The organism is Mucilaginibacter sp. (assembly GCF_028288205.1).
In the GTDB taxonomy this organism is placed as follows: domain Bacteria; phylum Bacteroidota; class Bacteroidia; order Sphingobacteriales; family Sphingobacteriaceae; genus Mucilaginibacter.
Genome location: NZ_JAQBOD010000011.1, coordinates 109,851 through 122,312 on the forward strand (window position 1 = coordinate 109,851; position 12,462 = coordinate 122,312).

At 41.3% G+C, this 12,462-nt stretch carries 10 protein-coding genes; 3 read left to right on the top strand and 7 right to left on the bottom strand.

Going from position 1 to position 12,462, the window contains the following annotated elements; all coding sequences use genetic code 11:
* Positions 1 to 147 precede the first annotated feature (147 nt).
* The 7 genes from JWR23_RS02710 to JWR23_RS02740 all read right to left on the bottom strand — a co-directional run bounded on the left by JWR23_RS02710 (position 148) and on the right by JWR23_RS02740 (position 8,954).
* Positions 148 to 1,224, bottom strand: a complete 1,077-nt coding sequence (locus JWR23_RS02710; protein ID WP_299512646.1) for a DUF6515 family protein — start codon at positions 1,222 to 1,224, stop codon at positions 148 to 150.
* Positions 1,225 to 1,371: 147 nt separating this feature from the next.
* Positions 1,372 to 1,941, bottom strand: coding sequence for a thiamine pyrophosphokinase (locus JWR23_RS02715; RefSeq protein WP_299512648.1), 570 nt, complete (start codon positions 1,939 to 1,941; stop codon positions 1,372 to 1,374).
* 90 nt (positions 1,942 to 2,031) lie between these two features.
* Positions 2,032 to 2,655, bottom strand: a complete 624-nt coding sequence (locus tag JWR23_RS02720; RefSeq protein WP_299512650.1) for a thiamine phosphate synthase — start codon at positions 2,653 to 2,655, stop codon at positions 2,032 to 2,034.
* Positions 2,656 to 2,657: 2 nt separating this feature from the next.
* A complete protein-coding gene (pafA, locus tag JWR23_RS02725) occupies positions 2,658 to 4,352 on the bottom strand; it encodes an alkaline phosphatase PafA (protein ID WP_299512651.1) in 1,695 nt (564 codons plus the stop codon).
* A 79-nt stretch (positions 4,353 to 4,431) separates the two neighbouring features.
* Complete coding sequence (locus JWR23_RS02730; protein ID WP_299512653.1) at positions 4,432 to 5,529, bottom strand: acyl-CoA dehydrogenase; 1,098 nt, start codon at positions 5,527 to 5,529, stop codon at positions 4,432 to 4,434.
* Between the two features lie 327 nt (positions 5,530 to 5,856).
* Positions 5,857 to 6,489: a nicotinamide riboside transporter PnuC gene (gene pnuC / locus JWR23_RS02735; RefSeq protein ID WP_299512655.1), complete on the bottom strand. Its 633-nt coding sequence runs from the start codon at positions 6,487 to 6,489 to the stop codon at positions 5,857 to 5,859.
* Between the two features lie 71 nt (positions 6,490 to 6,560).
* On the bottom strand, positions 6,561 to 8,954 hold the full coding sequence (locus tag JWR23_RS02740; RefSeq protein ID WP_299512658.1) for a TonB-dependent receptor: 2,394 nt from the start codon (positions 8,952 to 8,954) through the stop codon (positions 6,561 to 6,563).
* A gap of 594 nt (positions 8,955 to 9,548) precedes the next feature.
* On the opposite strand from JWR23_RS02740, the gene aspS reads away from it, so the two are divergent.
* The 3 genes from aspS to JWR23_RS02755 all read left to right on the top strand — a co-directional run bounded on the left by aspS (position 9,549) and on the right by JWR23_RS02755 (position 12,429).
* Positions 9,549 to 11,294 carry an aspartate--tRNA ligase gene (gene aspS, locus JWR23_RS02745; RefSeq protein WP_299512661.1) on the top strand — a complete coding sequence of 582 codons (1,746 nt, stop codon included), beginning with the start codon at positions 9,549 to 9,551 and terminating at the stop codon, positions 11,292 to 11,294.
* Positions 11,295 to 11,355: 61 nt separating this feature from the next.
* Complete coding sequence (locus JWR23_RS02750; protein WP_299512663.1) at positions 11,356 to 11,805, top strand: FKBP-type peptidyl-prolyl cis-trans isomerase; 450 nt, start codon at positions 11,356 to 11,358, stop codon at positions 11,803 to 11,805.
* A 144-nt stretch (positions 11,806 to 11,949) separates the two neighbouring features.
* Complete coding sequence (locus JWR23_RS02755; RefSeq protein ID WP_299512666.1) at positions 11,950 to 12,429, top strand: FKBP-type peptidyl-prolyl cis-trans isomerase; 480 nt, start codon at positions 11,950 to 11,952, stop codon at positions 12,427 to 12,429.
* The last annotated feature ends 33 nt before the right edge of the window (positions 12,430 to 12,462 follow it).

The following is a 12,462-nucleotide window of genomic DNA, read 5'->3' on the forward strand; positions in this document are numbered from 1 at the left end:
TGTAATTTGATCATACAAATATAAAGCGTTTTTAAAACCATCGTTTTTAAATTTAAAACATTAACCCCGGATGGTGTTAATGTTTATACAAAAAAAGGGGTGAAAGCCGTTGGCCCTCACCCCTTAGTATTTTACATCGACTATTTATTAATTCCCCGGCGCATCATTTGGTGTGCCTACAATTTTAAAAACTTTGTCGCCATTGGTATCAACGGCATCCTGGAAATAATACCCTTCTTCTGATACATAATATTTTTGTCCGTTTAGCCTCAACATTTTACAACCTTGTGGCAGGGTATCAACCAGATCGCCAACTTGTGGCAGGTCATCCTGAGCATTACCATTATTGTCTGTATTTAATTCGCCGTCTTTACCTGCTATTTGGTAAACTAATGTACCATCGTCTTTAGTAATAGGTTGGTAATACACACCATTCAACTCATAGTATTGCATGCCGTTTATGGCAATTGGCTGCGCTTTTGCAGGCAATTGGTTTATTACTGCACCAACCGGTGGTTCAACCACGGTATAATCATTATTATCCAGGCGATAGTATAAGCCATCGCTATAAAAATATTGGTCGGCGCCAAAATAGAACGGATAATAGCCAAAAGGCAGCACATTTAGTCTTACACCTAATTGTGGCTGGTAATAAGTTCCGTAATAACCGTGGTTGCGGTAATAAAACCCTCTTGGCCTTACTGCTATATAGTTGTGCCCATAAGGCAGGCCCGGGTAGCTACGGTAGCCGGTACGGGGACTATAATAAGTATTGGTTCCTCTTTGGCCCAATCCAGAATAGCGGCGAGGGGCGTAAGCTCCATTGGTGCCGCGCGGGTTGGCCGGTGTAAAGCTCATACTCTGCTGGTGGGCAGCACCGCGTGGCGCAGATGGTGTAAAGCCATAACTGTTTGTGCTTCTTTGCGGCTGGCCGCTATTGCCGTTATAATTAGGGTTACTACGTTGTTGAGGTGCTACGTTTACATTGTTGTTGCGCTGTTGCTGTACATTATCATTGCGTTGCACCTGCGGCTGTGGATTGCTGCGTTGCGGCTGCGGTTGAGCTTGAACGGGCGCTGCAGGAGCCGGAGCGGAACCACCATTAGTTGTGGTTTTTCCGTCACTATGATCGCCGCCTCTTTGTGCCATGGCCGGCATAGCAAGGCTGGTGCACAATATTGCACTAAAGGCAACACCAATTAATTTTATATATATCTTTTTCATGTTTTGATTATAACTGATCGTCATTAAATCGTGCCGATTATTGGTGGTTTGGACTATAAAAAGTCTAAACGGTTTAATCCTTGTCATAATAACGTTATTGGCTTAATTCAAGTATCCAGTAGGTAGACGTATTTGATGGGTGAAAAGTTACAACGCTTCGGCAATAAATATACAAGAATTATCAAAATGCAGCTCAAAAAAACCATCTGCCAAGGTTTTAAAACTGCTATCATTTATTTTTTGTAATCCGCTTGTTTTAAAGTTTGCAGGATGTTGTAGAAGTTTAATGCCCTCGCCCGACGGTTTCCATTTACTAAAGCCCGGGTTAACCGCATATATTTTTTGCTGATCATAAAATATTACCAGGTTAATTTTATCAGCGAAAGGCAGATAATCATTCAGATCAAATTCATCAGCTACAATATTAACAGCCGGATAGCCTTGTGCAATCAGATAGCTTAAGGCCGACGCGATTATTGTACGGTCGCCCAAAGGCAATGATTTTATATCTGATTGCAGGGACTCGTCTATTTCATCGGTTATTACCCAATCTATTTTAATCCCATACGAATTTAGTTTTTCGGCAATTAATGGAGTTACTATTAAAGTGGGGCTCCATTCTAACAATTGGCCCAGCAATTCATCTGTAAAATTATCCAATCCCAACACCAATAGGGCCGGCTCCTGTTTTTCGCGAACGATGTGGTGGGATGACATGGAGATTTAGTGATTAGTTAATTGGAGATTGGTGATTAGTTGATCAAGCTAATCCCAAAATCTTGTCAATCATTAATTCATACAAAGGTATTAATATATCTTTTGATAAAAGTCCTTTATAGCCCTACCGGGATCAAGGGCTAAGTTTATTGCAGCAGATACCGCGAGACCATAAATGCCGGTTTGCAATAATGGCTCAACATCCGTTAGCTTAATGCCGCCTACGGCTATTACTGGTATATCAATAGGCTGTTTTTGCAATTCGCGATAACCCTCAAAGCCCAGCAGCGGCTTATTATTGGGTTTGGTATCTGTATGCGCAAATGGGCCATACCCGCAATAATCTACAACACCGGTGGCCTGGGTTGCCAGTAAACGCTTTATATTGGTTGCCGATGCGCCAAGCGTTTTATCATCACCTATGTGATTGCGGATAGCCTCAAAGTCCGCATCAAAATCTTCAATATGTACGCCTTGTGCATCAACCCTATCCAATAAATGGTAATGATTGGTTAGAATAAGCGTTGTGCCCCATTCATCGCATATTTCGGCAATTTGATTTATCTCTTCAATCAATTCGTCATCAGTTTTGGTTAAGCAGCGATATTGCAGCCAGTTTGCACTTGCTTCGCAAGCTATTTGTGCCTGTTCAACATGGCTGCGGTTAGGCAAATCCTGGGTTAAATAATGAAACTTGGATATGTATTTTTTCATAATTATTTCAGCGCCTCACCGATAGGCACCCCAATAGAACCATTTGGCGCCTGTATATGTAATAACGCCGCAATGGTTGGCGCAATATCCGTCATGTGTGTACTGCGGGTAATTGCACCGTGCTGAACGCCCCAGCCCATAAATATTAGCGGTATGTGCGCGTCATATGGGTTCCAGGTGCCATGTGTGGTGCCGGTTGGGCCCTTATCATTTGTTCCGTGCCCGGTAAAATAAGCGGGTTTCAAAATGATTTGTATAACACCGCTGTGTTCGCGGTTATAGCCATTTATTATACGCGTACGCAGTTCTTCGGGGATACTTGCTGTTTGTGCCTTTTGCATATCAACCGCAAAAGCAACAGAAGGCAGTTTCTGCAGGTAGGCTATACAATCATTTTTTAACGCGTTTTCATCCAACCTTAAATACTTAATGATTTTATAATTAAAGTTAACCTGGTAATTATTAAAGCTAAGCACCAGACCGTCAATTTTATATTTTTCTAATAAAAAGCTATTAATATCTTTTAATGAGATTGCCTCATCCCACACACCGGCCGGAATATTTTTATCCTGCAAAAACGCAGGGTTATGGGCCGCGCCGTGATCGGCAGTTAAAAACACGGTGTATTTTCCTTTGCCAATTTTGGCATCAAGGAAGGTTAAAAAAGTACCCAGATCGCGGTCCAGGCGCAGATAATTATCTTCAACTTCTATCGAGTTAATACCAAACTGATGACCGATGTAATCAGGGGTAGACAAGCTCAGCGCTAAAAAATCGGTTGCATCGCGGGTGCCTAACTGTTCAAAGTTTATAGCCGCAATAGCCATATCAAGTGTAAACGTGTTACCAAATGGCACATTACGTATCAGCCCTAAATTACCCTTATATAAATTTGATGTTTTTACCGGCAGGGTTGGTGCATCAGTGCCTTTAAACGCTCCTTCATATTTGTTGTTATCTGCCGTACTTTGTAAATAGGTATCCATTGGGTACAAAGCGCTCCAGTCTAATTTTAGATAAGTCTCCGGTAGTTTCTGATCATTAAAATCTTTTACCCATTGCGGCAATTCTTTCATGTAATAAGTGCTGGTTATCCAGTTGCCGCTTTTATCATCAAACCAGTAGGCTGCGTTTGCTGTATGTCCCCCGGGTAAAATACCGCCACGGTCCTTTAAAGCTATGCCAATAACTTTCGAACGGAAATTTGTTGCCAGCCGTAGCTCGTCAGTAACCGTTGTGGTTAATAAATTTCGCGGCGACATCTGGCCTGCCTTTGATACGGCACCCACAGCCTGTACTGTGCTGTCATCTGTACAATACATTGATTTGCCGGTGGCTTGTATTATAAAATCATTACCCGCAATGCCGTGTATAGCCGGTACAGAACCGGTATAAATAGCGGTATGCCCCGCGGCGGTTACCGTAGGTATGTAGTCTATATTAGTATTTTCACAGCTGAAACCTTCGTTTAACAAACGTTTGAAGCCGGTATTGCCATAACGCGAATAATAACGATACAGGTAATCCCAACGCATTTGGTCAACCACTATGCCTACTACCAATTTGGGGCGAGGCAAATCTGTTGAAGCAACAACTGCGGTAGTTGCTGCCGAAGGGATTGTTTTCTTTTTTGTTTGTGCCGATGCTATAACTGCAATAGAACAGAAAAATATAATAAAGGAGTGTTTAATTTTCATTGTACAAGGTTAAAACATCAAATATCAATAATACAATTAAAACTGTATATGAAGTTTATGTTAATTCAAAATTCGTTTACTAAACCGCAAAAGTTAATAATGAATGTTGGCTTGCAGTATGCAGGTCGCGCCATACCCGGTTAATTTCCATATCAGGCGATGCTGCTAACAAGCCGCAATAAGGGTAAAGTATATCAACTGTTGCAAGGGCTTGCTTTGCTAATGCCCGGCTTGTTTGGCTTACAGCTAACAATTGCTCGTTGGTGTTTTGATCCTGGTTCCGGGAGTTATCTATTGCAGCAAAAAAAACAGTCCGTGCCAATTGCAGCTTATCCGTTTCAAGGGCAAATACCTTATCGAGTTCGTGATGGTTCTCGCCGGTAAGTTTGGGTTGCTTTCTTTTTTGTTCAAAAACAGCATGGCAAAGGTCAGTAAAATGTACGGCCATACCAGAAAGGTTTACTGCCAGCGTAGCCTCTGCCAATTGCAAAAACGGGTATTGATATAATCTACCCCGAACCTCTGCATAATCTGCATTTATACGGAAACAACGGTTCGCGTTTACCTTTAAGTTTTTTATTTGAAATGAATGGCTACCCGTGGCAACCATACCTATATATTTCCAGGTCGGCAATAAAGCAACATCCTTTTTATCAACTATAAATGGCAGTATGCAAGGCTCATTTTCGTCGTCAAGCATAACTTCTCCATTCTTTTTTATAATACAATTAGCGGTAAAGTGTGTAGCATGGTAAGCACCGCTTGCATATTTCCAGGTGCCGTTAATAATATACCCGGTATCTGTAATTTCGGCAGTTCCGTCTGCCGCCCCGCTTCCGGCCAGGCAAACATTATCTTCTTTAAAAATAAAATCCGCAATTTCCGGCGATATAAATCCGCCAAACCAACCCGCGCCGCTGCATAGCGTTACCACCCAGCCTAAACTTCCATCTGCCCAGCTAAGGGCTTCTTGCAGCCTTACCAGATCAGTCAATGCTATTTGCTTCCCTGTGTAAACCTGCGGCACTAACAGTTTAAACCATTTTTGCTGGTAAACAATTTTTAATTGCGGGGCGCTTAACATGCCAAGCTCTTCGGCTTCGATGGCGGCATCCCTAATTATTGTTACATCCTGGTGATTTATATATTTTGAAGGGTGGGCTACTGAATGTTCCATTTATTTAGTTTATTAGTATTAATAACGTGTTTAGCGAGGACCGCCGTGAGTTATGCAAAATATTAACATTTAAACGGCAAGCTCCTTAACTATATTAAACATGCGCTTGTTGCTTAATTTTCAATCGCTAAACATGTTAATTCAATAGTTAGTTTATTTGTCAATTACTTAACGTATTTATTTTCAGCCAATTACAGCTTTTGGTGTGCCAAGGTGTACTTAGGTGTATCAAGGTGTTCGTGGTACAGTACAGTAACAATATTTAACGGGTATAGGTTTATTGCGCATTTGCTTACTTCACGGGAGAACTAATTTTCTATATCGAATTTAATCACTAAACGCGTTATTAATAAGCTGTTCTTTTTTCCAAATGGAGCGCCAGTCAAAAAAACCAAAAATGGCTACAACAAATAAAAACAGGGTCAACGCCGAAAACAAAACGAGCTGCTTTTGCCATAGCAACGGTATAGCAAACAGGTTTGAAATATTTAATAATACCCAGTTCTCTAATTTACGCCTGGCCAGCAACCACATACCGGCCCATGCTGTTGATGATACCCACGCATCCCATACCGGAACGGTTGACGCTGTAAAGTTTTTAAGCAACAAAAATAGTATACCCCATCCCGCAAAAACAATAATCAGGGTAATTATCCACTCATTACGTGTTGTCCAGGAAATCTTTACCTGGGGATGATCGCTCTTTTTCACCCAATATATCCAGCCATAAATACTCATCACAACATAATAAACACTCAAGGCCGATTCTGCATATAGGCCCGCTATCATTAGTATATAAATACCTATTGCCGTGCCTGCTATACCTGTTGGATAAAGCCAGATATTATTAATCTTTGCCAGTAATACTTCGGCAATGCCAAGTGATACAGCTCCCCACTCCCAAATTGTTGTTTGTTGTATTTGTTCATTAAAAAGATGCGCCAGGGATTGAGCGGTCATAACTATTATAATATATATACTGTTTGAACAAAAAGACAGTTCCCTTATCGTTCAAACAGTATTTTTAAATTTTAAAACCGAATATTTACTGATGCCAAAAAGTTAACCGGCGCCTGAGGAAAGTAGTAATTGTAGTTAACCACTTTACCACCTTCAATATCCGGGTAGGTTGCACCGTCCGACTGGTATTTGGCGCTAAATACATTGTTTATCAATAACCCAATGCCAATATTTTTAATGCCCTTTACATTAAAGTTGTAATTCAACCGCACATCGTTCACAAAATAGCGCGGAAGCGAGCGGCTCTGCGTTGAGGTGTTATCTAAATATTGCTGACTAACGTATTTGCTGATAAAAGCGATCTCCGCGTTTTTTAAAGGCTGATAGCTGATAGTGCTTGAGCCGGTAAAGTTTGGCGAGTAAGCGATATCCGTTTTATTGTATTGCGTTGCATCTAAAGTATTGGTATCATAATTCTGTAAAAACTGCTGGAAGTTTTTAACCTTGTTGGTACTCAATGTAGCGTTAGCATACCAACTTAATGGCGATGCTATTTTTACTTTGGCGTTGGCTTCTATACCTGCACGGTAGCTGTCTTTAATGTTGGTACGTATGGCCGCTCCCACGTCATCTAAAGCACCCGTTAGCACCAGCTGATTTTTATACAGCATATAAAAACCATTAATGCCCGCGCTAAAGTTTGATTGGATAGTACGATAACCTACTTCAATATCTTTTAAATTCTCTGCCTTCGGGCGGCTTGCCGGCGATGAATTTACAAAATCGCTGCGGTTGGGCTCATGGTTACCCACCGCTAACGAAGCATAGATATTATTATTCATATCCAAATTATAGGTAATGCCCACTTTCGGGTTAAAGAAATTAAGCCCTACCTGTTGCTGTACATTTTTTAAGTTTTGGTCATACCCTAAAAACGAATAATAAATGTGGCGGTATTGCACATCACCATACAGCAATACGTTACCTATATGATATTCGGCCTTGCCAAAAATATTAAAGTCGGTTTTCTTGGCGTTGTTGCGCGAATATTCATAATCGGGCAAAATATTGGTGCTTTGCTGGGTCCACTCAATATTGTTATAATGCTGGCCCCTGTACTCGTTATAGGCCCCGCCTAATGTCAGGTCCAGTTTATTGTTTGGTTTATAGTTAAAGTTATAGGTTGCGCCATAAAAGTCGTTTTTTAACCATAGGCGACGCACCAGGTCAGTATTATTAATAGTTATACCGCCAACAACAACCGGCGTAATACCGTAATCGGTTAAAGCCTGGTCATTTTTAAACTCCTCATAATAACCATAACCACGGGTATAGTGCAGCGCACCGCTAAATGATAATTTGGAATTGATCTGTTGATTATACAGCAGCTGGTAATAATTCTGATTATAATTATCGGTTTGATTATTATAATAAGTATCGCTTGAGTTTATATAACCCAGTTCGTTATATCGCCTGTTGCCATGCTTTACACTATCCTCGGGCACGCCATCCCAGGTCTGGTGGGTTTTTTCATATCCACTAAAAACATTCAGGCGCAACACGCTGGTTTTACCATAATAAGCACCGCTTAAAAAGAACGATTTTAAGGTTGAGCCCGACCGTTCTATATAACCATCAGATGTCATATTTGATAACCGCCCGTCAAAACTATAATGCCCGCCTAATAAACCTGTACCTACGTTAACCGTGTTTTTTACTGTACCGTATGAGCCTGCCGAGCTGTTGATCTCGGCATAAGCCGTATCACGGCGGGTAGTGGTTTGTATGTTGATGCTGGCTCCAAAGGCTCCCGCGCCATTGGTTGAAGTACCTACGCCACGCTGCACCTGTACATTATCTACAGATGAGGCCAGGTCGGGCAAGTCAACAAAATACACGCCCTGGTCTTCCGCGTCATTCAGGGGTATGCCGTTAAGGGTTACGTTAATGCGGGTAGCGTCTGATCCGCGTATGCGGATACTGGTATAACCCACCCCTGCACCGGCATTAGAAGTTACTACCGTTGATGGCGTTTGCTCCAGCAAATACTCAAACCCGCGGCCCGAATTGTTTTTATCAATGTCCTTTTTGCTCAAATTAGTAAAAGCGGTAGGTGAATTTGCCGAAGCGCGGGTAGCACTTACCGTAACTTCTTCTGTAAGGATAGAATTATGGCTTAAAGTAAAATTTGCCGTTGTATTGGCTGATACTATAATGCTTTTTTGTGCCGATTTGTAGCCCAGGTAGCTTACCGCAATAGTATAGGTACCGCCTGCTAAATTTGCAATAGCGTAATTCCCGCCGGCACCGGACATTATGCTAATGGCTTGTTTTTGAATGGTGATAGTAGCTCCGGGCAATGCTTCGCCGGTTTGCTGGTCAGTAATTTTCCCTGATACAGAGAATTGGGCCGATGCCAGGACAGGCAGCAGCAAGGCAAATAATGCCGTGAATAAATTTTTCAATGTGTGTTAAATAAAAATTGTTAAACCATCTGCACACCAGGGTTGAATATGCAGTACACTTAACTTGTTACCTCTCCCTACGCCGGCATTACCCGGATCAGGTGCATGTGGGAAGTCATTAGGTCATTGGTCATTAGTCATTGGCCTGTATATTGGCTTTTAACTTTTAACTTTTGACTTTTAACTTAACACAATGGGTTTGATCTCAGCCTGTCTTTCAGTTTGGTAAAATATGCTGCAGCGATATTTATCTTTCCAAAGCAAGGCACCCCTTGAGAATTATGGGGCAAAGGTATAGTTTATTTTGGATTTTGCATGTTCGATTTTTGGATTAAGGCTGATTTGGCTAAAGCCGGACGATTATAGCCCTTATCAGTTGGTTGAAACCAACGGCAATGATTGCATAATTTTTGCCGTCTTGTTTAATTCATTACCGTCCAATTTATGGGACGGCAATGAATAACAGGCGAAAAAGGCTTTAGCCAAACAATCCGTTTTTAATATTTGATTTCAGATCTGTTAAAACCTTTCTCCTTTTACCTTTCACCTTTCCCCTCAAAAATGTACTTTTGCAAACTTTATAAACACGTTACTATGTTAAGAACACATACTTGCGGCGAACTAAATATCAATAATTTAGGCCAGACAGTAACTTTATGCGGATGGGTACAAAAATCGCGCGACCTTGGCGGTACAACGTTTATTGATGTGCGCGACCGTTACGGCTTAACCCAATTGGTGTTAAATATTGATACCGATGCCTCACTGCGCGAAACCAGCCGCACATTGGGCCGCGAATTTGTAATTAAAGTAAGCGGTACCGTAATTGAGCGTACCAACAAAAACACCAAAATACCTACAGGAGAAATTGAGATCGCCGTAGAATCCATCGAGGTGCTTAATTCGTCTAAGGTGCCTCCGTTTATGATAGAGGATGAAACTGATGGCGGCGAAGAGCTGAGGGCTAAATATCGTTATCTTGATCTGCGCCGTAACCCTATACGCAACAATTTAGTGTTGCGTCATAAAATGGCGCAGGAAGTTCGCAAATATTTGGATATGCTTGATTTTATTGAGGTAGAAACCCCGGTACTGATCAAATCAACGCCGGAAGGCGCGCGTGATTTTGTGGTACCAAGCCGCATGAATCCGGGCGAGTTTTATGCCCTGCCGCAATCGCCGCAAACTTTTAAACAGTTATTAATGGTTAGCGGTTTCGACCGTTATTTCCAGATCGTAAAATGTTTTAGGGATGAAGACCTGCGTGCCGATCGTCAGCCTGAATTTACACAGATAGATTGCGAGATGGCTTTCATTACCCAGGAAGATATCCTGAATATTTTTGAAGGATTAACCCGCCATTTATTTAAAGCCCTAAAAGGTATTGAGTTTAATGATTTCCCGCGGATGCAATATGCCGATGCCATGCGTTTATATGGATCAGACAAACCGGATATCCGGTTTGGAATGCAGTTTGTTGAGCTTAATGATATAGTTAAAGGCAAGGGCCTGGGCATATTTGATAGTGCCGAATTAGTAGTTGGCATCAACGCCAAAGGTTGTGCCGACTATACCCGCAAGCAAATAGATGAACTAACCGAATGGTTAAAACGCCCGCAAATTGGCGCAACCGGCATGATCTATTGCCGTTATAATACCGACGGGACCTTAAAATCATCAGTAGATAAATTTTATTCTGAAGACGATCTTACCAACTGGGCCGCCGCGTTTGAAGCAGAACCGGGCGATTTGATATTGGTATTAGCCGGCAATGCCGATAAGGCGCGCAAGCAATTAAATGAGCTTCGCCTGGAAATGGGTAACCGTTTGGGCCTGCGCGATAAAAACATTTATGCGCCTTTATGGGTGTTAGATTTTCCATTATTAGAGTTTGATGAAGAATCCGGTCGTTACCATGCCATGCACCATCCGTTCACTTCACCAAAACCCGAGGATATTGCTTTGCTGGATACAAACCCCGGCGATGTGCGCGCCAATGCTTATGACCTGGTTATTAACGGGACAGAAATTGGCGGCGGCTCTATACGTATTCACGACCGTGCATTACAGGCTCTGATGTTTAAGCATCTAGGCTTTACTGCCGAAGAGGCCCAAAAGCAATTTGGCTTTTTAATGGATGCTTTTGAATATGGCGCGCCTCCGCATGGTGGCATAGCTTTTGGGTTCGATCGCCTATGCTCCATATTTGCCGGGCTGGATTCTATACGCGATGTTATAGCTTTCCCTAAAAATAATTCGGGTCGTGATGTGATGATAGACTCACCATCAACCATTGCGGATACACAGTTAAAAGAGTTGAAAATTAAAACAGCATTATAGCCGATAATTTTTGATCACACATACTTTTTAAATACAAAAACAGTTATAACGTAAAAATTGCATGAAAAAATACTTTTTACTATTCGTTATTTTAACCATTGCATTGTCATCATGCAAAAAATATGATGTTAATAAACAGAACGCCCAGGATGATGCCACCATACAAACTTATTTAAAAACAAATAACATTACTGCCGTTAAAGATCCATCAGGCCTTTACTACCAGATAATTACTCCCGGTGGTAATACGCGCCCCGGGGCCTCATCGGTTGTTAATGTAAACTATGTGGGTAGCCGGTTAGACGGGTCTGTATTCGACCAAAATTTAAACGCATTACTTGCTTTAAGCCAGACAATACAAGGTTTTCAAATAGGCGTACCTAAAATTGGTACCGGGGGCGAAATAAAGCTTTTTATGCCCTCATCATTAGGTTATGGCAATACTGATACCGGGCCCATCAAAGCTAATACCATATTAATGTTCGATATAAAACTCTTAGGCTTTAACTAAGCCGGTATTGCAGGAATACATGATTATTAGGCTGATAATTTACAGCGGATATAATTTTGTATTTTTGCGCAAATGCTAAAAAAAGTTAAAATTTAACCCTGCATATAATTTTTATATAAATTACCGGCTGTAAAGTAAAACTGCATGAAAAAATATATTCTACTATTTAGTTTATTTGTTATCACATTATCATCTTGTCAAAAATCAGACGTAACTGCCGAACAGGCAACGATTGATGATGCGAAAATACAGGCCTATATAAAAGCCAATAAGCTAACACTTACCAAGGATCCTTCAGGGTTCTATTATCAAATACAAATTCTAGGAACTCCTGATCTCACAAAAACGTCAACACCCAATCCTATAGCCACTTCTACGGTAAAGGTTAGTTTTACAAATTCATATATTAATGGTGTCGCTTTTGATCATGTGAGTAATGTGAGTTATAAACTTAGCGATGCTACAACTATCAAAGCATTTCAACTTGCCGTAACTAAGATCAGTAATGGCGGCCGGATATATTTTATAACACCATCGGCTCTTGCCTATGGTAGTACCACGCAGTATACCGTTCCAGCCAACTCAATACTTATTTATACGATTGACCTTATAGGCTTTAATTAATACGTGTAGAAATTTAAATTACAGAATCACAGC

Bases quoted from the DNA above. Each gene is read 5' to 3' on its own strand.
- JWR23_RS02710 (WP_299512646.1), bottom strand. From the start codon at position 1,224: ATGAAAAAGATATATATAAAATTAATTGGTGTTGCCTTTAGTGCAATA.
- JWR23_RS02715 (WP_299512648.1), bottom strand. From the start codon at position 1,941: ATGTCATCCCACCACATCGTTCGCGAAAAACAGGAGCCGGCCCTATTG.
- JWR23_RS02720 (WP_299512650.1), bottom strand. From the start codon at position 2,655: ATGAAAAAATACATATCCAAGTTTCATTATTTAACCCAGGATTTGCCT.
- pafA (WP_299512651.1), bottom strand. From the start codon at position 4,352: ATGAAAATTAAACACTCCTTTATTATATTTTTCTGTTCTATTGCAGTT.
- JWR23_RS02730 (WP_299512653.1), bottom strand. From the start codon at position 5,529: ATGGAACATTCAGTAGCCCACCCTTCAAAATATATAAATCACCAGGAT.
- pnuC (WP_299512655.1), bottom strand. From the start codon at position 6,489: ATGACCGCTCAATCCCTGGCGCATCTTTTTAATGAACAAATACAACAA.
- aspS (WP_299512661.1), top strand. From the start codon at position 9,549: ATGTTAAGAACACATACTTGCGGCGAACTAAATATCAATAATTTAGGC.
- JWR23_RS02750 (WP_299512663.1), top strand. From the start codon at position 11,356: ATGAAAAAATACTTTTTACTATTCGTTATTTTAACCATTGCATTGTCA.
- JWR23_RS02755 (WP_299512666.1), top strand. From the start codon at position 11,950: ATGAAAAAATATATTCTACTATTTAGTTTATTTGTTATCACATTATCA.